The organism is Clavibacter californiensis (genome assembly GCF_021952865.1).
Taxonomy (GTDB): domain Bacteria; phylum Actinomycetota; class Actinomycetes; order Actinomycetales; family Microbacteriaceae; genus Clavibacter; species Clavibacter californiensis.
In genome coordinates this window covers 2570084-2591358 of the sequence record NZ_CP040792.1, presented here as the reverse complement: position 1 = coordinate 2591358, position 21275 = coordinate 2570084, and the positions used below count along the sequence as shown (strand labels likewise).

Annotated in this window: 18 protein-coding genes and 1 rRNA gene; 17 read left to right on the top strand and 2 right to left on the bottom strand. The window is 71.1% G+C overall.

The features are described from left to right. Positions 1-83 precede the first annotated feature (83 nt). The 15 genes from FGD68_RS12475 to FGD68_RS12405 all read left to right on the top strand — a co-directional run bounded on the left by FGD68_RS12475 (position 84) and on the right by FGD68_RS12405 (position 16275). Positions 84-872 (top strand): amino acid ABC transporter ATP-binding protein, encoded by a 789-nt coding sequence (locus FGD68_RS12475; RefSeq protein ID WP_012038694.1) that lies wholly within the window; start codon positions 84-86, stop codon positions 870-872. Between the two features lie 155 nt (positions 873-1027). Further along, positions 1028-1951: a glutamate ABC transporter substrate-binding protein gene (locus FGD68_RS12470; RefSeq protein WP_104236315.1), complete on the top strand. Its 924-nt coding sequence runs from the start codon at positions 1028-1030 to the stop codon at positions 1949-1951. Between the two features lie 117 nt (positions 1952-2068). Next, positions 2069-2716, top strand: coding sequence for an amino acid ABC transporter permease (locus FGD68_RS12465; protein ID WP_119372630.1), 648 nt, complete (start codon positions 2069-2071; stop codon positions 2714-2716). After that, the gene (locus tag FGD68_RS12460; RefSeq protein WP_119372631.1) at positions 2713-3537 is read left to right on the top strand and encodes an amino acid ABC transporter permease; all 825 of its coding nucleotides are present in this window, start codon (positions 2713-2715) and stop codon (positions 3535-3537) included. Before FGD68_RS12465 ends, FGD68_RS12460 begins: the two co-directional genes overlap by 4 nt. 74 nt (positions 3538-3611) lie before the next feature. Continuing rightward, positions 3612-4649, top strand: a complete 1038-nt coding sequence (pheS, locus tag FGD68_RS12455; RefSeq protein ID WP_104236317.1) for a phenylalanine--tRNA ligase subunit alpha — start codon at positions 3612-3614, stop codon at positions 4647-4649. A 2-nt stretch (positions 4650-4651) separates the two neighbouring features. Next, positions 4652-7195, top strand: a complete 2544-nt coding sequence (pheT, locus tag FGD68_RS12450) for a phenylalanine--tRNA ligase subunit beta (RefSeq protein ID WP_119372632.1) — start codon at positions 4652-4654, stop codon at positions 7193-7195. A gap of 130 nt (positions 7196-7325) precedes the next feature. Next, positions 7326-8375: an N-acetyl-gamma-glutamyl-phosphate reductase gene (gene argC / locus FGD68_RS12445; RefSeq protein ID WP_119373003.1), complete on the top strand. Its 1050-nt coding sequence runs from the start codon at positions 7326-7328 to the stop codon at positions 8373-8375. Beyond that, positions 8372-9526, top strand: coding sequence for a bifunctional glutamate N-acetyltransferase/amino-acid acetyltransferase ArgJ (gene argJ, locus FGD68_RS12440; protein WP_119373004.1), 1155 nt, complete (start codon positions 8372-8374; stop codon positions 9524-9526). Before argC ends, argJ begins: the two co-directional genes overlap by 4 nt. Before the next feature lie 23 nt (positions 9527-9549). Next, positions 9550-10461 (top strand): acetylglutamate kinase, encoded by a 912-nt coding sequence (argB, locus tag FGD68_RS12435; protein WP_182480914.1) that lies wholly within the window; start codon positions 9550-9552, stop codon positions 10459-10461. Further along, complete coding sequence (locus tag FGD68_RS12430; protein WP_119373006.1) at positions 10458-11675, top strand: acetylornithine transaminase; 1218 nt, start codon at positions 10458-10460, stop codon at positions 11673-11675. Before argB ends, FGD68_RS12430 begins: the two co-directional genes overlap by 4 nt. Before the next feature lie 148 nt (positions 11676-11823). Then, positions 11824-12747 carry an ornithine carbamoyltransferase gene (gene argF, locus FGD68_RS12425; protein ID WP_119373007.1) on the top strand — a complete coding sequence of 308 codons (924 nt, stop codon included), beginning with the start codon at positions 11824-11826 and terminating at the stop codon, positions 12745-12747. A gap of 47 nt (positions 12748-12794) precedes the next feature. Further along, complete coding sequence (locus tag FGD68_RS12420) at positions 12795-14033, top strand: argininosuccinate synthase (protein WP_104236324.1); 1239 nt, start codon at positions 12795-12797, stop codon at positions 14031-14033. A gap of 4 nt (positions 14034-14037) precedes the next feature. Next, positions 14038-15519 carry an argininosuccinate lyase gene (gene argH, locus FGD68_RS12415; RefSeq protein ID WP_237609513.1) on the top strand — a complete coding sequence of 494 codons (1482 nt, stop codon included), beginning with the start codon at positions 14038-14040 and terminating at the stop codon, positions 15517-15519. Continuing rightward, positions 15516-15653 (top strand): hypothetical protein, encoded by a 138-nt coding sequence (locus tag FGD68_RS12410; protein ID WP_012038681.1) that lies wholly within the window; start codon positions 15516-15518, stop codon positions 15651-15653. The genes argH and FGD68_RS12410 overlap by 4 nt, the downstream gene beginning before the upstream one ends. 7 nt (positions 15654-15660) lie before the next feature. Further along, the gene (locus tag FGD68_RS12405) at positions 15661-16275 is read left to right on the top strand and encodes a DNA-3-methyladenine glycosylase (protein ID WP_237609512.1); all 615 of its coding nucleotides are present in this window, start codon (positions 15661-15663) and stop codon (positions 16273-16275) included. A 30-nt stretch (positions 16276-16305) separates the two neighbouring features. Here FGD68_RS12405 and FGD68_RS12400 read toward each other — a convergent pair whose 3' ends face one another. Together FGD68_RS12400 and FGD68_RS12395 are read right to left on the bottom strand one after the other, a co-directional pair. After that, positions 16306-16896, bottom strand: a complete 591-nt coding sequence (locus FGD68_RS12400; RefSeq protein ID WP_237609511.1) for a hypothetical protein — start codon at positions 16894-16896, stop codon at positions 16306-16308. 5 nt (positions 16897-16901) lie between these two features. Then, complete coding sequence (locus FGD68_RS12395; RefSeq protein WP_119373707.1) at positions 16902-17609, bottom strand: DNA-binding protein; 708 nt, start codon at positions 17607-17609, stop codon at positions 16902-16904. Positions 17610-17840: 231 nt separating this feature from the next. Between FGD68_RS12395 and tyrS the strand changes: the two genes are divergently transcribed. After that, positions 17841-19145 (top strand): tyrosine--tRNA ligase, encoded by a 1305-nt coding sequence (tyrS, locus tag FGD68_RS12390; protein WP_119373708.1) that lies wholly within the window; start codon positions 17841-17843, stop codon positions 19143-19145. Positions 19146-19704: 559 nt separating this feature from the next. Further along, positions 19705-21225, top strand: a 16S ribosomal RNA gene (locus tag FGD68_RS12385). Positions 21226-21275: the final 50 nt, after the last annotated feature.

Here is a 21275-nt window from a genome sequence, read left to right as displayed (position 1 = left end):
GGAAACGCGGCCGACGCGTCACGATGGGGCGACGATGCCCGGCGGAAACGCGGACGAAACACCGGCATGGATATGGTGTTCGCATGGAGCAGAGCCCGACGGCGGACCCCGCCTCGCCCGCCGCAGCAGCGGTCGGCGAGCCCCTGGTCGTCGTATCCCACGTCAACAAGCACTTCGGGGACCTGCACGTCCTCAAGGACATCTCGACCACGGTGAACCGCGGCGAGGTCGTCGTCGTCATCGGTCCCAGCGGGTCCGGCAAGTCGACGCTGTGCCGCGCGATCAACCGGCTCGAGACCATCGACGACGGCACCATCACGATCGACGGCCAGGACCTCCCTTCCGAGGGTGCCGAGCTCGCGCGACTCCGCGCCGACGTCGGCATGGTCTTCCAGTCCTTCAACCTCTTCGCGCACAAGACCGTGCTCGAGAACGTGACCCTCGGCCCCATCAAGGTGCGCAAGCAGGGCAAGGCCGAGGCGGAGAAGCGGGCGATGGAGCTCCTCGACCGCGTCGGCGTGGCCAACCAGGCGCAGAAGATGCCGGCCCAGCTGTCGGGCGGCCAGCAGCAGCGCGTCGCCATCGCCCGCGCGCTCGCGATGGACCCGAAGCTGATCCTCCTCGACGAGCCGACCTCGGCCCTCGACCCCGAGATGATCACCGAGGTCCTCGACGTGATGGTCGGCCTCGCGAAGGACGGCATGACGATGATGGTCGTCACCCACGAGATGGGCTTCGCCCGCAAGGCAGCGGACCGCGTGATCTTCATGGCCGACGGCGCCATCGAGGAGGACACCACCCCGCAGGCCTTCTTCGACGACCCGCAGAGCCCGCGCGCGAAGGACTTCCTCTCCAAGATCCTCGCCCACTGACGCGCGCGGAGGGCACGCGCCCTCCGCCCTCCCGCATCCGGACGCCGCCGAGGCAGGCGCGTCCGGGCGCCGCACCACGGCACGACCCGCACCACGCACCACGAGCGATCCCCATCGAGTCCGTCATCCACCTCACCAGCAGAGAAACGGGAACCATGAAGAACAGGAAACTGACCATCGCCGCGGCCGCCGCGATCGTCGTCGTCGCCCTCACGGGCTGCGGCGCCGCCGGCAGCGCGTCGAACAGCGGCATCGACGCCGGCACGAACGCCCCCGAGAACGGCGACGGCCCCTACAAGCTCGCGCTCGCGGAGAACCCGACGTTCGACGAGGGCACCACGATGGCCCGCCTGGCCGCGGCAGGGGAGATGAAGGTCGGCACGAAGTTCGACCAGCCCCTCTTTGGCCTCGCGGGGCTCGACGGCAAGCCCGCGGGCTTCGACGTCGCGATCGCCGCGCTCGTCGCCAGCAAGATGGGCATCCCCTTCGACGGCATCACGTTCACGGAGACGGTGTCCGCGAACCGCGAGCCCTTCATCCAGAACGGCTCGGTCGACGCGGTCGTCGCGACCTACACGATCAACGACAAGCGCAAGGAGGTCGTGGACTTCGCGGGCCCCTACTACGTCGCCGGCCAGGCGCTGATGGTCCTCGCGGACGACACCACGATCAACACGCCCGAGGACGTCCGCGGCAAGCAGGTCTGCTCCGTCGCCGGATCCACCCCCGCCGCGAACATCGAGGCCACGTTCGGCGCGATCGTCGTGCCCACCGACGTCTACAGCAAGTGCCTCGACCCGCTGCGCAACGGCCAGGTCGCCGCGGTCACCACCGACAACGTGATCCTCTCCGGCTTCATCGCCCAGAACGAGGGCGAGTTCAAGCTCGTCGGCGACGGCGAGACCTTCACCCAGGAGCCGTACGGCATCGGCATCGCCAAGGGCGACGAGGCCTTCCGCACGTTCATCAACGACACGCTGCAGGAGGCCTACGACGACGGCACCTGGGCGCGCCTGTTCGAGGCGACGGCCGGCACGGTCATCGACACGCCGGAGCCCCCGGCGATCGACCGCTACTAGTCCCACCGGGTCCCGCGTGCGCTGATGCGCGCGCGGGACCCGTCCCCTGTCCGGGCCAGACGAGCCCGGATCCGACCATCGCCCGGCCCGCCGGGTGCAGACCATAGGAGGTGCGCCGTGGATGTGATCCTCGACAATCTCGACGTGTTCCTGCGGGGGTTCGGCGGCACGCTGCGCCTCCTCGGCCTCACCGTGCTGTTCGCCCTCCCGCTGGGGGTCGTGATCGCCGCGATGAGGATCTCGCCCGTCGCGAGCCTCCGCGCCACCTCCACCGTCTACGTCGAGCTGCTGCGGAACACCCCGCTGCTGCTCGTCTTCACCTTCTTCAGCGTCGTGATCACGTCGATCTCGGGCGCGCTCCCGTTCATGACGGCCGCGGTGCTCGCGCTCACGCTCTACACGGCGCCGTTCTTCGCCGAGGCGATCCGCTCGGGCATCAACAGCGTGCCCGTCGGCCAGGCCGAGGCCGCCCGCAGCATCGGGCTCACGTTCTCGCAGACGCTCGGGTCGGTGATCCTGCCGCAGGCCGCGCGCACCGTCATCCCGCCGCTGATCAACGTGGTCATCGCGCTCACCAAGAACACGTCGATCGCGGGCGCGTACTTCATCTACGAGCTGTTCAACGTGGGTCGGGACGTCGCGAACGCCAACGGCGACGCGGTCGTCTGGGTGTTCGTGGGCGTCGCGTTCTTCTACCTCATCATCACGGTCCCGCTCGGCCAGCTGGCGGACCACCTCGAGAAGCGAGTGGCGGTCTCCCGATGAGCCAGGTCCTCTACGACGTGCCCGGCCCCAAGGCCCGCCGTCGCTCCCGCATCCTCTCCGTCGTCACGGGGGTCATCGTGGTGGCCGTGCTGGCCTTCGCCGCGGTCAAGCTGCAGCAGGCGGGGCAGTTCAGCCCCGACATCTGGCTCGTGCTCAACGACCCGCTCGTGTGGGGCCTGTTGCTGAAGGGCCTGTGGGTCGTCCTGCAGTCCGCCGCGGTCGCCGCCGTGCTGGCGATCCTCCTCGGCATGGTGCTCGCGCTCCTGCGGATGAGCGAGCACCGGGTCGTCCGCTACGCGGTCACGGTCGTGCTCGAGTTCTTCCGCGGCATGCCGGTGCTGCTGATGATGCTGTTCATCTACCTGATCTTCCCCATCGGCCCGTACTGGTCGGTCGTCACGGCGCTCACGCTGTACAACGGCGCGATCATCGGCGAGGCGCTGCGCTCCGGCATCCTCGGGCTGCCGCGCGGACAGCGCGAGGCGGGTCTCGCCATCGGCCTGCGCCCGCTGCAGAACCGCCTGCTGGTCGAGTTCCCCCAGGCGTTCCGCACGATGCTGCCGATCATCGTCGCCCAGCTCGTCGTGCTCATCAAGGACACCGCGCTCGGCACCATCGTCAGCCTCGTCGGCCTCACCAAGCAGGGCGAGCTGATCCTCGAGGCGACGAGCCGCGCCAACTCGCTGCCGATCTTCGTGGTCATGGTGGGCATGTACCTCGTGCTGAACCTCACGGTGTCGACCATCGCGCGGCGGCTCGCCCGCAAGCGCGGACCGCGCGTGGCGAAGACCATCGCGGCGGAGACGTCGCAGGGGGCGTAGGCGCAGGGCGGGCCGCTCGCGGCGGGCCGGTCGCGGGCCGGGAGCGGCACCCCAGATCGGTAGACTCGGGCCTCATGTCCGAACCCCAGATCTCCGAGGAGACCGTCGGCGCCGCCGTGGAGCAGGCGATGGCCGCGCTCGCCGCGACCACCGACTCCGCGTCGCTCGCCCAGGCGCGCTCCGCCCACATCGGCGAGGCGTCCCCGCTCGCCCGGCTGAACGGATCGCTCCGCGACCTGCCGCCCGCCGACCGCAAGGACGCCGGCAAGCTCGTCGGCCAGTCGCGCGCCCGCGTCACGCAGGCGTTCCAGGCGCGCGAGGCGGAGATCCAGGAGCAGGAGGCCGCCGAGCGGCTCGTGGCCGAGGCCGTCGACGTCACCGCGCTGCCGAGCCGCTGGCGCGCCGGCGCCCGCCACCCGCTCACCATGCTCGAGGAGCGCATCGCCGACATCTTCGTGGGCATGGGCTGGCAGGTGAACGAGGGCCCCGAGCTCGAGAGCGAGTGGTTCAACTTCGACGCGCTCAACTTCCCGCCCGACCACCCCGCGCGCGCCATGCAGGACTCCTTCTACGTGGATCCGACCGACGCGCACCTGGTGCTCCGCACGCACACCTCGCCCGTGCAGATCCGCACGCTGCTCGCCGACGAGCTGCCCGTCTACACGATCGCGCAGGGCCGCACCTTCCGCAGCGACGAGCTCGACGCGACGCACACGCCCGCGTTCCGCCAGATCGAGGGGATCGCGATCGACCGCGGCCTCACCATGGCGCACCTCCGCGGCACGCTCGAGCACTTCGCTCGGTCGATGTTCGGGGAGGACGCGCGCATCCGCCTCCGCCCCAACTACTTCCCCTTCACCGAGCCGAGCGCCGAGATGGACGTCTGGCACCCGGCCGCCGCGGGCGGACCCCGCTGGATCGAGTGGGGCGGCTGCGGCATGGTCAACCCGAACGTGCTGCGCTCCGCGGGCATCGATCCCGACGAGTACCAGGGCTTCGCGTTCGGCATGGGCACCGAGCGCACCCTCATGTTCCGCAACGACCTCTCCGACATGCGCGACATCGTCGAGGGCGACATCCGGTTCGGCGCGCAGTTCGGGATGGTGGTGTAGTCGTGAGGATCCCGATCAGCTGGCTCGGCGAGCACGTCGAGCTCCCCGCGGGGGTCACCCCCGAGGACGTCCACGCCTCCCTCGTGAAGGTCGGCCTCGAGGAGGAGGACGTGCACGCGTTCTCGATCTCCGGTCCCGTCGTCGTCGGGCAGGTGCTCGAGGCGAGCCCCGAGCCGCAGACAAACGGCAAGACCATCAACTGGTGCCAGGTGCGCGTCGCCCCCGAGGGCGCCACGGCGGCCGACGGCGGAGAGGACGTGCGCGGCATCGTCTGCGGCGCGCACAACTTCGTCGTGGGCGACAAGGTCGTGGTGAGCCTGCCCGGCGCGGTGCTCCCCGGCCCGTTCCCCATCTCCTCCCGGAAGACGTACGGGCACGTGTCCGACGGCATGATCGCGTCGTCGCGCGAGCTCGGCCTCGGGGAGGAGCACGACGGGATCCTCGTGCTCTCCTCGCTCGGCCTCGACCCCGCGGTCGGCACGGACGCCCTCGCGCTCCTCCACCTCGACGACCGGGCGGTGGAGGTCAACGTCACGCCCGACCGCGGCTACGCGTTCTCGATCCGCGGCATCGCCCGCGAGTACGCGCACGCCACGGGGGCGGCCTTCACCGACCCCGCCGACGCGCTCGCGCTGCTCGCGGCCGACGCGCCCGTCCAGGGCGTCGAGGTGCGCGTCGACGACGCCGCCCCTATCCGCGGCCGCGCCGGCGCCGACGTGTTCGTCACGCGCGTGGTCTCGGGCCTCGACGTGTCCCGGCCCACGCCGACGTGGATGGTGTCGCGCCTCACCCTCGCGGGCGTCCGCTCCATCGCGCTCGTGGTCGACATCACCAACTACGTGATGCTCGAGCTCGGCCAGCCCCTGCACGGGTACGACCTCGACCGGCTGCAGGGCGGCATCGTCGTCCGCCGCGCGGCCGAGGGCGAGACGCTCGTCACACTCGACGGGCGCGAGCGCGCGCTGCACTCCGAGGACCTCGTCATCGCCGACGGCTCCGGCCCGGTCGGGCTGGCGGGCGTCATGGGCGGCGCGGCCACCGAGATCGGCGCGGGCACCAGCCGCGTGCTGATCGAGGCGGCCGGCTTCGACCCCGTGTCGATCGCCCGCACGGCCCGCAGGCACAAGCTGCCGAGCGAGGCGTCCAAGCGCTTCGAGCGGGGAGTGGATCCGCGCATCGCTCCCGCCGCCGCGGCGCGCGCGGTGCAGCTCCTCGAGGAGCTCGCCGGCGGTCACGCGGAGGGACTCGGCTCGATCCTCGACACGACCGCGCCGCGCGAGGCGATCGAGCTGCCCCTCGGCTACCCCGCGTCGCTCGTCGGCGTCGACTACACCGAGGACGAGGTGCGCCACGCGCTCGTCGACGTGGGCTGCGCGCTCGAGGAGCGCGACGGCGTGCTCGTCGTCACCCCGCCGACCTGGCGACCCGACCTCCGCCACCGCGCCGACCTCGTGGAGGAGGTCGCCCGCATCGTCGGCTACGACCGGATCCCCGCCGTGCTGCCCGTCGCGCCCCCGGGCCGCGGCCTCACCGCCGCGCAGCGGCTCCGACGCCAGGCCTCGATCGCGCTCGCCGCGTCCGGGCTCAGCGAGGTCATGGGGTCGCCGTTCGCCTCCGAGCAGCAGAACGCCCGCTTCGGCGCGGCCGACCGCGACGACGCGCCCGCGGTGCGCCTCGCGAACCCGCTCGACGTCGCGTTCCCGTACCTCCGCCGCTCCCTCCTGCCGGGGCTCGTCGACATCGCCCGGCGCAACCTGTCGCGCGGATCCACCGACCTCGCGATCTTCGAGACCGGCACCGTGTTCCTGCCCCGCGCGGGAGTCGCGTACGGCTCGCCCGAGATGCCGCCCGGAGCCGCGCGCCCCGACGCGGACACGCTGCGGGCGCTGGATGCGGGCATCCCGCCGCAGCCGCGCCACGTCGGCGTGCTGATCCTCGGGGACGCCGTGCCGAAGCAGCCGGGTACCCCGGCGCAGCGCGCGGGCCTCGTCGACGCGCTCGACTCCGTGCGGCAGCTGGCGCACGCCGTGGGCGTGGAGATCCGCTTCGAGCAGGGCAGCCACATCGCCCTGCATCCCGGACGCACGGCCGCGGTCGAGGCCGTGACGGCCGACGGCCCCGTCATCGTGGGCTTCGCCGGCGAGCTCCTGCCCGCGCTCGCCGCCGAGCTCGACCTGCCCGAGCGCGTCGCGCTCGCCGAGGTCGACCTCGACCGGCTCGTCGAGCTGGCGGGCGGCGCGGTCGAGGTGCGCACGCTCACCTCGATGCCCGTCGCCACGCAGGACCTCAGCCTCGTGGTGCCGCTCGAGGTCCCGGCGGGGGAGCTGCTCCGCACGGTGGTCGAGGGCGCGGGCGAGCTGCTCGAGTCCGCCCGGCTCGTGGACGACTACCGCGGTCCCGGCGTCGAGGACGGCACGCGCTCGCTCACGTTCGCGCTCCGCTTCCGGGCGCCCGACCGCACGCTGACTGCGGCCGAGGCGAGCGAGGCCCGCGACGGATCCGTGCGGTCGGCCGCCGAGCGGTTCGGCGCGTCGCTCCGGGAGTAGGCGCCGCCGCGGCGGTCGCGGCACGACCGTCCACGCGGGCGGGCTCCTCCTCAGGGAGGGCCCGCCCGCGCGTGCGTCTGCGGACGCCCGGCCGACGGGACCCCTCCGGCACCGGCACTAGATTTGAGGCATGTCATTCTCAGTCGCCGTGGCGGGTGCCAGCGGCTACGCGGGCGGGGAGCTCCTCCGCCTGCTCGCCGACCACCCGCGCCTCGAGGTCCAGACGCTCACCGCATTCCAGAACGCGGGCGAGCGTCTGCGTCAGGTGCACCCGCACCTCACCTCGTACGCCGACCGCACCTTCGTCGAGACGACCGCCGAGCAGCTGGCCGGCCATGACGTGGTCTTCCTCGCGCTGCCGCACGGCAAGTCCGGCGCCATCACGGCCGAGCTCGACGACCAGACCCTCGTGGTCGACTGCGGGGCCGACCACCGGCTCGTCGACGAGGCCGCGTGGGACGCGTTCTACGGCGGCGACTTCGCGGGCGCCTGGCCGTACGGCCTGCCCGAGCTGCTGCACGCGGAGGAGGGCGGAACCCAGCGCACGCGCCTGTCGGGCGTGAAGCGCATCGCCGTGCCCGGCTGCAACGTCACGGCCATCACTCTCGGCCTCCAGCCGGGCATCCGCGCGGGCGTCATCGAGCTGGAGGACATCGTCGCCGTGCTCGCGGTCGGCCCGTCCGGCGCGGGACGCTCGCTGCGCACGAACCTGCTGGCCAGCGAGATCCTCGGATCCGCGAGCGCCTACGCGGTCGGCGGCACCCACCGCCACACGCCGGAGATCCGGCAGAACCTCGAGACGGCGGGCGGCGGGCACGTGAGCGTCTCCTTCACGCCCGTGCTCGTGCCGATGGCCCGGGGGATCCTCGCGACGGCCACCGCGCGCCTCGCCCCCGGCTTCTCCGCGCACGACGTGCGCGCGGCCTGGGAGCTCGCCTACGCCGACGAGCCGTTCGTGCACCTGCTGCCGGAGGGGTCGTTCCCGAACGTGTCCGACGTCACGGGATCCAACACGGCCCTCGTGGGACTCGCCATCGACGAGGCCGCGGGCCGCGTCGTCACGGTCACGGCCATCGACAACCTGGTCAAGGGCACGGCGGGCGCGGCGATCCAGTCGGCCAACGTCGCGCTCGGCCTGCCCGAGGCCATGGGCCTCCCGGTCAACGGGGTGGCCCCGTGAGCGTCACCGCCGCACGAGGCTTCGTCGCCGGAGGGGTCGCCGCGGGCCTCAAGTCCACGGGCGCGCTCGACGTCGCCCTCGTCCGCAACACCGGCCCGTCGCAGGCGGCCGCCGCGGTCTTCACCAGCAACCGCTGCCAGGCGAACCCCATCCTCTGGTCGCGCCAGGTCATCGGCGACGGCCGGGTGAGCGCCGTCGTCCTCAACTCCGGCGGCGCGAACTGCTACACCGGCTCCCGCGGGTTCCAGGTCACGCACGCCACCGCCGAGGCGGTCGGCCGCGCGCTCGACGTCTCGAGCGGCGACGTGCTCGTCTGCAGCACCGGCCTCATCGGCGAGCAGCTCCCGCTCGAGAAGCTCGAGGACGGGGTGGCCCGCGTCGCCGTCGCGCTCACCGACAGCGGGGGTGACGACGCGGCCCGCGCCATCATGACCACCGATACGAAGCCGAAGCAGTCGGTGCGATCCTCCGACGACGGCTGGGCGGTGGGCGGCATGGCCAAGGGCGCGGGCATGCTCGCGCCGGGGCTCGCGACGATGCTCGTGGTGATCACCACCGACGCCGACCTCGACTCCGCCGCGCTCGATGCCGCCCTCCGCGAGTCCACGTGCGTCACGTTCGACCGCCTCGACTCCGACGGCTGCATGTCGACCAACGACCAGGTCACGCTCCTCGCGAGCGGCGCATCCGGCGTCGTGCCGGACGCGGACGAGTTCCAGGCCGCGCTCACCGCGGTGTGCGCCGACCTCGCCGAGCAGCTGCAGGCCGACGCCGAGGGCGCGTCGCACGACATCGCCATCGAGGTCGTCCACGCGGCGTCCGACTTCGACGCCGTCGAGGTCGGACGCGCGGTCGCCCGCAGCAACCTCTTCAAGGCCGCCGTCTTCGGCAACGACCCCAACTGGGGCCGCGTGCTCGCGGCCGTCGGCACGACCGGCGCCGCCTTCGACCCCTACGGCATCGACGTCGCCATCAACGGCGTCCAGGTGTGCCGCGCGGGGGAGCCGCACGAGAGCCGTGACCTGGTCGACCTCCACCCGCGCGCCGTGCACGTGCTCATCGACCTGCATGCGGGCGACGCCACGGCGACCATCCTCACCAACGACCTCACGCACGACTACGTGCACGAGAACAGCGCGTACGCCAGCTGATGGGCGACGCAGACGGGACGGACGTGACCGCCATCACGCAGGACGCCGCCGAGCGCGACCAGGCGCAGGCCGAGTCGAAGGCCGCGATCCTCATCGAGTCGCTGTCGTGGCTGCAGCGCTTCCACGACCGCATCGTGGTCGTGAAGTTCGGCGGCAACGCCATGGTCGACGAGGAGCTCACGCGCACCTTCGCCGAGGACGTCGTGTACCTCCGCTACGCGGGGCTGCGTCCGGTCGTCGTGCACGGCGGCGGTCCCCAGATCAGCGCGATGCTCACGCGCCTCGGCATCGAGAGCGAGTTCCGCGGGGGATACCGCGTGACCACCCCCGAGGTGCTCGAGGTCGTGCGCATGGTGCTCACCGGCCAGGTCAGCCGGGACGTCGTGCGCGGCATCAACGCGCACGGGCCGCTCGCGGCCGCCGTCTCGGGCGAGGACGCCGGCCTGTTCACGGGCCGCCGTCGCGGCGCGGTCGTCGACGGCGTCGAGGTCGACCTCGGCCTCGTGGGCGACGTGGTGTCCGTGGATCCCACGGCCGTGCTCGCGCAGCTCGACGCGGGCCGCATCCCGGTCGTCTCCTCCATCGCGCCCGACGAGTCCGATCCCGCCGTGTCGCTCAACGTCAACGCGGACGCCGCGGCCGCCGCGCTCGCCGTGGCCCTCGGCGCCGAGAAGCTCGTGATCCTCACGGACGTCGCCGGCCTCTACCGCGACTGGCCCGACCGCGGATCGCTCGTCTCCGACATCCGCGCGGACGAGCTCCGTGCGCTCCTGCCGTCGCTCGAGTCGGGCATGATCCCCAAGATGGCGGCATGCCTCGAGGCGGTCGACGGGGGAGTGCCCAAGGCCGCGATCATCGACGGCCGCATCCCGCACTCGATGCTCCTCGAGATCTTCACCACGAACGGAATCGGAACGGAGGTCGTGCCCGCATGACCACGACCCAGCCAGAGCGCCGCACCACCCAGACCGAGAGCGAGTGGTCCGACCGCTTCCAGGCCGCCATGATGCGCTCCTCCCCGCCGCCGCTCGCCATGCTCGTGCGAGGCGAGGGCTGCCGCGTGTGGGACTCGACGGGCCGCGAGTACCTCGACTTCCTCGCGGGCATCGCCGTCAACTCGCTCGGGCACGCGCACCCGGCGCTGATCCGCGCCGTCACCGAGCAGGTGTCCACGCTCGCGCACGTCTCCAACTACTTCGCCACGCCGCCGCAGATCGCCCTCGCCGAGCGCCTCCGCCGCATCACGGGCGCGGGCGACTCCGGCCGCGTGTACTTCGGCAACTCGGGCGCCGAGGCGAACGAGGCGGCCTTCAAGCTCGCCCGCCGCAACGGATCCGAGCGGCGCACGCGCGTCATCACGCTGCAGGGGTCCTTCCACGGCCGCACGATGGGCGCGCTCGCGCTCACCGGGCAGCCCGCGCTGCAGGCGCCGTTCCTCCCGCTGCCCGGCGGCGTCGAGCACATCGCGCCGACCCTCGAGGCGCTCGAGGCCGCCGTCGACGACACCGTCCAGGCGCTCATCCTCGAGCCGATCCAGGGCGAGGCCGGAGTCGTCGACCTGCCGGCGGGCTTCCTCCGCCGAGCCCGCGAGCTCACGCGCGAGCACGGGGCGCTGCTCATCCTGGACGAGATCCAGACCGGCGTCGGGCGCACCGGCCGCTGGTTCGCGTACGAGCACGAGGGCGTCCGTCCGGACGCGGTCACGATCGCCAAGGGCATCGCCGGGGGCGTGCCCATCGGCGCGCTCGTCGCGTTCGACGGCGCGGCCGACCTCCTGCAGAAGGGCCAGCACGGATCCACCTTCGGCGGCAACCCGCTCGCCACCGCGGCGGGGAACGCCGTGCTCGCCGAGATCGAGGACGCCGGGCTCGTCGAGAACGCCGCGCGCCGCGGCGAGGAGATCCGGGCGGCCATCACGGGCCTCGACTCCCCGCTCATCGCCGAGGTGCGCGGCCGCGGCCTCCTCATCGGCGTGGGCCTGCACCACGAGGACGGCGGGCGCATCGCGGCCGCCGCGCTCGGCGAGGGGCTCATCATCAACGCGCCGAACGCCCGCAGCCTCCGCATCGCGCCGCCGCTCATCGTCGGCGACGACGAGGTGCGCGACTTCCGCGAGCGCTTCGGCCGCGCCCTGGCGCACCTGCGCTGAACCGCGCGGGGCCGGCCGGGACGGCGGTCCTGGCCCCATGCGGCACCCGTCGACGGGCACCCCCGGGCGGGGGTGCCCGTCGACGGATCCGCCCCCGCACGTCCCCTAGGCTTGAGCGATCCCGAGTCCCCCGAGAGCGAGCGATGCGATGACCCGCCACTTCCTGCGCGACGACGACCTGAGCCCGGCCGAGCAGGCCGAGGTGCTCGACCTGGCGGTGCAGCTCAAGCGCGAGCGCTGGTCCGAGCGCCCCCTCGCCGGCCCGCAGACGGTCGCGGTGATCTTCGACAAGTCCTCCACCCGCACCCGCGTCTCCTTCGCGGTCGGCATCGCGGACCTCGGCGGCGTCCCGCTCATCATCAGCACCGCCAACAGCCAGCTCGGCGGCAAGGAGACCGCGAGCGACACCGCGCGCGTGCTCGAGCGCCAGGTCGCCGCAATCGTCTGGCGCACCTACGGCCAGGCGGGCCTGGAGGAGATGGCCGCGGGCACCACGGTCCCTGTCGTCAACGCGCTGTCGGACGACTTCCACCCGTGCCAGATCCTCGCCGACCTGCTCACCATCCGCGAGCACCGCGGCGACCTCGCGGGCCAGACCCTGGTCTTCCTCGGCGACGGCGCCAGCAACATGGCGCACTCCTACCTCCTCGGCGGCGTCACCGCCGGCATGCACGTCCGCATCGCCGCCCCCGCGGGCTATGTGCCGTCGGAGGCCGTCGTCGCGGACGCCGAGCGCATCGCCGCGTCCACGGGCGGTTCCGTCCGCGTCCTCATGGATCCCGTCGAGGCCGTCACGGGCGCCGACGTCGTCATCACCGACACCTGGGTGTCGATGGGCCGCGAGGAGGAGAAGGCCCAGCGCCTGGCCGAGCTCGGCGCCTACCAGGTCACGACCGAGCTCATGGAGCACGCGGTCGACGACGCGATCTTCCTGCACTGCCTTCCCGCCGACCGCGAGTACGAGGTGGCCTCCGAGGTCATCGACGGCCCGCGATCGGTGGTCTGGGACGAGGCGGAGAACCGCCTCCACGCCCAGAAGGCGCTGCTCGTCTGGCTCCTGCGCCAGTCCTGACGCAGCCCCACACCCCGAGACACCTCAGCAACGAAACGGAGAACGGCATGGCCGAACGCGTGGTACTGGCATATTCCGGCGGACTCGACACCTCGGTCGGCATCGGCTGGCTCAAGGACGCGACCGGCAAGGAGGTCGTGGCACTCGCCGTCGACGTCGGCCAGGGCGGCGAGGACATGGAGGTCATCCGGCAGCGCGCGCTCGACTGCGGCGCCGTCGAGGCCGTCGTCGTGGATGCGAAGGACGAGTTCGCGGACGACTACATCGTCCCCGCGCTCAAGGCCAACGCGCTCTACCAGAAGCGCTACCCGCTGGTCTCGGGCCTCAGTCGCCCGCTGATCGCGAAGCACCTCGCGCGCGTCGCCCACGAGCTCGGCGCGAACAGCGTCGCGCATGGCTGCACCGGCAAGGGCAACGACCAGGTGCGCTTCGAGGCCGCCGTCGCCGCGCTCGCGCCCGACCTCACCTCCATCGCACCGGTCCGCGACCTCGCGCTCACGCGCGACAAGGCCATCGTCTACGCGAACGAGCACGACCTGCCCATCGAGCAGAGCAAGAAGAGCCCGTACTCGATCGACAAGAACGTCTGGGGCCGCGCCGTCGAGACCGGCTTCCTCGAGGACCCGTGGAACGGCCCCATCGAGGACCTCTACGAGTACACGCAGGACCCCGACGTGCTCCGCGACCCCACCGAGGTCACCATCACGTTCGAGGCGGGCGTCCCCGTCGCGATCGACGGCGTGCGCTACTCGCCGCTCCGCATCGTCCAGGAGCTCAACGCCGCCGCCGGCGCGCACGGCATCGGCCGCATCGACGTCGTCGAGGACCGCCTCGTCGGCATCAAGAGCCGCGAGGTCTACGAGGCCCCCGCCGCCATGACGCTCATCGAGGCGCACGAGGAGCTCGAGAGCCTCACGATCGAGCGCGACCTCGGCCGCTACAAGCGCGGCGTCGAGAAGGACTGGGCGAACCTCGTCTACGACGGCCTGTGGTTCTCGGGCCTCAAGCGCTCGCTCGACGCCTTCATCGAGGACTCGCAGCGGCACGTCTCCGGCGACATCCGCATGACGCTCCGCGGCGGACGCGCGGTCGTCACGGGCCGCCGCAGCGAGTCGAGCCTGTACGACTTCGACCTGGCCACCTACGACACGGGCGACACGTTCGACCAGTCGCTGTCCAAGGGCTTCATCGAGCTGTGGTCGCTGCCGAGCAAGATCTCGGCGCGTCGCGACCTCGCGGTCGAGCAGGCCGCGCTGGCGGTCGACCCCGCACCCGCCGCGGAGTAGGAGCATGACCGAGAGCACGGATCCGTCCACCCGCGCGGGCGAGGCGGGCGCCCTCTGGGGCGGCCGCTTCGCCGGCGGCCCGTCGCCGGAGCTCGTGGCGCTCAGCCGCTCGACGCACTTCGACTGGCAGCTGGCGCCGTACGACATCGCCGGATCCCGGGCGCACGCCCGTGCTCTCGCGTCCGCGGGCTACCTGTCGGACGCCGAGCGGCAGGCCATGCTGCAGGCGCTCGACACCCTCGAGGACCGCGTGCGGTCGGGCGCGCTCGTCGCGTCCGAGGCCGACGAGGACGTGCACGGCGCCCTCGAGCGCGGGCTCATGGACATCGCGGGCACCGAGCTCGGCGGCAAGCTCCGCGCGGGCCGCAGCCGCAACGACCAGATCGCGACGCTCGTCCGCATGTACCTCCGCGACCACGCCGCGGTGATCCACGCGATGCTCGTGCGGCTCGTCGACGCCCTGGCCGCGCAGGCCGAGGCGGCGGGCGGCGCGATCATGCCGGGCCGCACGCACCTGCAGCACGCGCAGCCGGTGCTCCTCGCGCACCACCTCCTGGCGCACTGCTGGCCGCTGCTCCGCGACCTCGAGCGCCTCGCGGACTGGGATGCGCGCGCCGACGTCTCGCCCTACGGATCCGGTGCCCTCGCGGGCTCGACCCTCGGCCTCGACGCCGGCGCGGTCGCCCGCGACCTCGGGTTCGCGCGCAGCTCCGAGAACTCCATCGACGGGACGGCCGCCCGCGATGTCGTGGCCGAGTTCGCGTTCGTGCTCGCGCAGGTCGGCATCGACCTGTCGCGGCTGAGCGAGGAGATCATCCTCTGGAACACGCGCGAGTTCGGGTTCGTCACGCTGAGCGACTCGTTCTCGACCGGGTCGTCGATCATGCCGCAGAAGAAGAACCCCGACATCGCGGAGCTCGCGCGCGGCAAGTCGGGGCGCCTCATCGGCAACCTCTCCGGCCTGCTCGCGACCCTCAAGGGCCTGCCGCTCGCGTACAACCGCGACCTGCAGGAGGACAAGGAGCCGGTCTTCGACTCGGTGCAGACCCTCGAGGTCCTGCTCCCGGCGTTCACCGGCATGATCGCGACCCTCCGCTTCGACACCGACCGCATGGCCGAGCTCGCGCCCCAGGGCTTCTCGCTCGCGACCGACGTCGCCGAGTGGCTCGTGAAGCACCGCGTGGCCTTCCGCGACGCGCACGAGATCACGGGCGAGCTCGTGAAGCTCGCGGAGTCCCGCGGCATCGGCCTCGAGGACCTGTCCGACGAGGACCTGAGGACCGTGTCCCCGCACCTGGTGCCGGAGGTCCGCGAGGTCCTGAGCATCGAGGGATCCGTGGCGAGCCGCGACGGGGTGGGCGGCACCGCCCGGGTGCGCGTCGACGAGCAGCGCGCCGAGCTCGTGCGCCGGGTGGCCGAGCTGCGCGCGCGGGCCGATGCCGCGGCCGAGCGCCGGGCGGCGGCCTCCGGTGAGGCGTCGGAGTGACGCTCTCGAACGGCCGCCGTCCCGAACGGCCCGAGCCGCGGCACCGCTGGCTCCTGCCGCTCGTCATCGGCGTGGCCGTCGCCGTGCTGGTCTTCGTGGTGGTCGTCGCGAGCCTCAACGGCGAGCTGATCTGATCCGCGCGTGATCGAGGCGGCCTTCTTCGCGCGCGACGCGGTCGAGGTGGCGCCCGCGCTCCTCGGGGCGATCCTGTCGCGGGACTCCGAGGAGGGCCGCGTCTCCGTTCGCCTCACCGAGGTGGAGGCCTATCGCGGCGTCGGCGAGGATCCCGGCTCGCACGCCTTCCGCGGGAAGCGCGCGCGCAACGCGACCATGTTCGGCCCACCCGCGCACCTCTACGCGTACTTCACGTACGGCATGCACACGTGCGCGAACATCGTCTGCGGACCCGAGGGCACGAGCGCGGGCGTGCTGCTGCGCGCCGGCGAGGTCGTGGAGGGCGCCGAGCTCGCGCGGCGCCGACGCGGCGCAGCGGTCCGCGATCGCGACCTGGCGCGGGGGCCGGCGCGGCTCGCGGTCGCCCTGGGGATCCCGCTGTCGGACGACGGCGCGGCGCTGGACGCGCCGCCGTACCGGCTGGTCCTCCCCGACGAGCCGCTCGCCCTCCCCGCCGCGGGCCCGCGCGTCGGCGTGTCCGGACCCGGCGGCTCCGGCGAGCTGTTCCCGTGGCGCTTCTGGGTGCCGGGCGACCCGACCGTCTCCGCGTACCGGGCGCACGTGCCGCGCGTCCGCCGCTGACCGTTCCGCGCGACGCGGGGTAACGAGCGGCTAGCGGACGACCAGCACGACCGCCGCGCAGGTCGCGGCCCACAGCCAGCTGACCAGGGTGCCGATGATGAACCGCTCCCGCGCCTCGGCGGCCTCGCCGAGCTCCGAGAACCGGCCGACGCCCTTGATGGCGATGATGACCGCGAGCGCCTCGGGGTAGCCGGCGAGGATGACGGCCACCACGGCCAGCCGCTCGAGCATCCCGATGGTCGCGCCGCCGCGCAGCACCTCGCGGGTGGGTCGACGCAGCGCCGACGGATCGTCCTCGTGCCCGCGCGGCGCCACCAGGATCCCGCCGAACGCTCCGGGCGGCACCGAGCCGCGGGTCGCGAGGGCGAGCACCACGGTTGACGCGGACCCGCCGCCCAGCACCGCGAGCACGACCGCGACCATGCCCACGAAGCCGACGACGAGGGGAGACGCGGGGCCGGTGAGGGCCAGCCCGAGCGCGAGGGCGCAGGCGAGGGTGCCCGCGGCCGCGACCACGCGGCCCGTGCGGGGCGCACGCACCGCCAGCAGCGCGAGGACGAGCGCCGCGGTCACCAGCACGCAGAGGACGATCCACGCCGTGATCTCCCCGGCAGTCCCCACCGGGATCACGAGCGCGTCCCCGAACGGGAGGAGCGCGGTGCGGGTGCCACGGGGTCCTCGCCCCGGGTCGCCTGCGCCTCGAGGTGGGCGAGCAGCGCGACGAGCCCCGGGATCGCGGCCCGCTCGGCGCGCCATGCGCTGGTGCGCAGCCGCGTGCTCACGGCCTGGGGTGTGATGCCCAGCGCGGCGGCGACCTCCCGCTGCGTGCTCCCGTCCGCCATCCGGTCGACGACGTCCCAGCCCTGGGCGGTGCGGCGGTCCCGCGCCAGGAGCAGCAGCGTGATGAGCGCCTCGACCTCGTCGGGGCCGGGGAGCGCGGAGCCCGGGAGGTCGGATCCCGGATCACCGGGTGTCGGGGGAGCAGGTGGATCCACCGCGAGCGCGAACCTCGTCGCGCTGCGCTTCGCCGCGCCGACCGCGTCGCGCGCGGCGATGAACGCCGGGCCGGTGGCCTCCCGCGTCGCCCGGGGGAGCGGGGTGCGCACGGCTCCGATCCCGAGCCCGACGCTCCAGTGCCCGGCGCGGGTGAGGACGAGCGCCATGTCGAGGGCGGTGTCCGCGTCGGCGACGAGCGCCTGCAGCTCGTCGCCGGACGTGCGGTCGACCGGGAGCACGAGCCGGCCCTCGAAGCGCGACGCCAGATCGTCCCGTCCCGTCCCGGCGCGGTCGACGTCTGTCCTGCTGCCCTTCTGGTCGGCGGTGATGACGAACATGCGGATCCCCCTCAAGGCCGTGCCATTGATGCGTGCACATCAAAGCTATGCACTTGATCTCCACGGATCAAGCCCATGGGGCTGATCACATCGCCCCGGTGCGCTCACGAGCATGTCCGGGACCACCGACAGCGGTCCGTGCCCGACCACCCCGCCCGGGAGGCGACGCGGGAGGGGACGACACCGCCGCGTCCCACCGTCCCCGCGATGCCGCGCTGATACCGTGATCGCGTGACGAACGCCGCTCCCGACCGCCTCTCCTCCCAGCGCAACGACCCGTCCTTCGAGGACGTGTGGGAGGAGATCGTCTGGCGCGGGTACGTGCACGTCTCCACGGACCAGGATGCGCTGAAGGAGCTGCTGTCCGGCCCGCCCATCACCTACTACTGCGGCTTCGACCCCACCGCGCCGAGCCTGCACCTGGGCAACCTCGTGCAGCTGCTGCTCATGCGGCGTCTCCAGCTGGCCGGGCACCGTCCGCTCGGACTCGTGGGCGGGTCGACCGGCCTGATCGGCGACCCGCGGCCGACCGCCGAGCGCACCCTCAACGACCCGGAGGTGGTCGCGGACTGGGTGGGTCGTGTGCAGGCGCAGGTCTCGGCGTTCCTCAGCCCCGAGGGCGACAACGCCGTGCGGATCGTGAACAACCTGGACTGGACGGCGCCGATGAGCGCCATCGACTTCCTCCGGGAGGTGGGCAAGCACTTCCGGGTGGGCACCATGATCAAGAAGGACGCCGTGAGCGCGCGCCTCAACTCCGACGAGGGCATCAGCTACACGGAGTTCAGCTACCAGATCCTGCAGGGTCTCGACTTCCGCGAGCTGCACCGCACCTACGGGTGCGTGCTGCAGACCGGCGGCAGCGACCAGTGGGGCAACCTCACCAGCGGCACCGACCTGATCCGGCGCAGCGAACGGACCACCGCGCACGCCATCGGCACGCCCCTCATCACCAACTCCGACGGCACGAAGTTCGGCAAGAGCGAGGGCAACGCGGTGTGGCTCGATCCCGAGCTCACGAGCCCGTACGCGTTCTACCAGTTCTGGCTCAACACCGACGACGCCGACGTGATCCACCGCCTGCGCATCTTCACGTTCCTGGACCGGGCGCGACTCGACGAGCTCGCCCGCGCCGTGGAGGCCGAGCCGTTCCGGCGCGAGGCGCAGCGCGCGCTCGCGTGGGAGGTGACGTCGCTGGTGCACGGGGTCGCGGCGACGGAGTCCGCGATCGCCGCCGCGCAGGCGCTGTTCGGCCAGGGCGAGCTGACCGCGCTCGACGAGCCGACGCTCCGCGCCGCCTTGGGGGAGCTCCCGTCCGCGGAGATCCCCGCCGGCACCATGGTGATCCAGGCGCTCATCGACACGGGGCTCGTCTCGAGCGCGGGTGAGGCTCGGCGTGCGATCACGCAGGGCGGGGTCTACGTGAACAACGTCGCGGTGGGCGACGCGACCGCTGTCGTGGACGCCCTCCTGCACGGCCGTTACGCCGTGATCCGCCGGGGCAAGAAGACCCTCGCGGGCGTCACCGTCGCCTGAATGGCATCCTGATCGGGTATTCCTGCGGGTAGGCCGTCGCGACACGCCCGGGATGTGCGTGGTTTTGCGGGGGTGGGGTGGTCCGCGTAATGTCTCCTCTTGTCGCCGGAACGGGCGGGGAGCTGAGAAGCTTCCGGAGCTGTTCTGGTGTTCTGGATCCTGGTGAAACAGAAGTTGCCGTGGCCCTGAAGGGTTGCGTGTTTACCATCAACTGAGCTAGGGTCTGATTCTGCTTCTGACGTGAGTGCTGGGCCTTCTGGTCTGGATCACTCCCACGGGGAGCGGTGGAGTGTGAGCTCCGATGGCTGGCTGTGATGGTCGGTGTCGGGAGCGTCCGTTCCTTGAGAACTCAACAGCGTGCACAATGTCAAATGCCAAATGCCCGTTGCGGGTGTCCTTCGGATGCTCGTTTCGGATTCCTTTGGAATACATTTAAACAAACAAGCAAGTCAGTAATGATTTGTTCTGTCGGTTTCAAACTTGCTAGTTCGTGTTCGATTCCCGTTCACGTCTGGCTTTAGATGTGCCGATCGCTTTCGGGTGGTCGTGCGTTTAAGCATTTATGGAGAGTTTGATCCTGGCTCAGGACGAACGCTGGCGGCGTGCTTAACACATGCAAGTCGAACGGTGATGTCAGAGCTTGCTCTGGCGGATCAGTGGCGAACGGGTGAGTAACACGTGAGTAACCTGCCCCCGACTCTGGGATAACTGCTAGAAATGGTAGCTAATACCGGATATGACGACTGGCCGCATGGTCTGGTCGTGGAAAGAATTTCGGTTGGGGATGGACTCGCGGCCTATCAGGTTGTTGGTGAGGTAATGGCTCACCAAGCCTACGACGGGTAGCCGGCCTGAGAGGGTGACCGGCCACACTGGGACTGAGACACGGCCCAGACTCCTACGGGAGGCAGCAGTGGGGAATATTGCACAATGGGCGAAAGCCTGATGCAGCAACGCCGCGTGAGGGATGACGGCCTTCGGGTTGTAAACCTCTTTTAGTAGGGAAGAAGCGAAAGTGACGGTACCTGCAGAAAAAGCACCGGCTAACTACGTGCCAGCAGCCGCGGTAATACGTAGGGTGCAAGCGTTGTCCGGAATTATTGGGCGTAAAGAGCTCGTAGGCGGTTTGTCGCGTCTGCTGTGAAATCCCGAGGCTCAACCTCGGGTCTGCAGTGGGTACGGGCAGACTAGAGTGCGGTAGGGGAGATTGGAATTCCTGGTGTAGCGGTGGAATGCGCAGATATCAGGAGGAACACCGATGGCGAAGGCAGATCTCTGGGCCGTAACTGACGCTGAGGAGCGAAAGCATGGGGAGCGAACAGGATTAGATACCCTGGTAGTCCATGCCGTAAACGTTGGGAACTAGATGTGGGGACCATTCCACGGTCTCCGTGTCGCAGCTAACGCATTAAGTTCCCCGCCTGGGGAGTACGGCCGCAAGGCTAAAACTCAAAGGAATTGACGGGGGCCCGCACAAGCGGCGGAGCATGCGGATTAATTCGATGCAACGCGAAGAACCTTACCAAGGCTTGACATATACCGGAAACATGCAGAAATGTGTGCCCCGCAAGGTCGGTATACAGGTGGTGCATGGTTGTCGTCAGCTCGTGTCGTGAGATGTTGGGTTAAGTCCCGCAACGAGCGCAACCCTCGTTCTATGTTGCCAGCACGTAATGGTGGGAACTCATAGGAGACTGCCGGGGTCAACTCGGAGGAAGGTGGGGATGACGTCAAATCATCATGCCCCTTATGTCTTGGGCTTCACGCATGCTACAATGGCCGGTACAAAGGGCTGCGATACCGTAAGGTGGAGCGAATCCCAAAAAGCCGGTCTCAGTTCGGATTGAGGTCTGCAACTCGACCTCATGAAGTCGGAGTCGCTAGTAATCGCAGATCAGCAACGCTGCGGTGAATACGTTCCCGGGCCTTGTACACACCGCCCGTCAAGTCATGAAAGTCGGTAACACCCGAAGCCAGTGGCCTAACCGCAAGGGAGGAGCTGTCGAAGGTGGGATCGGTGATTAGGACTAAGTCGTAACAAGGTAGCCGTACCGGAAGGTGCGGCTGGATCACCTCCTTTCTAAGGAGCATGTGCGCCTCTCCTCTGTATACAGGGAGATCAATGGTGCC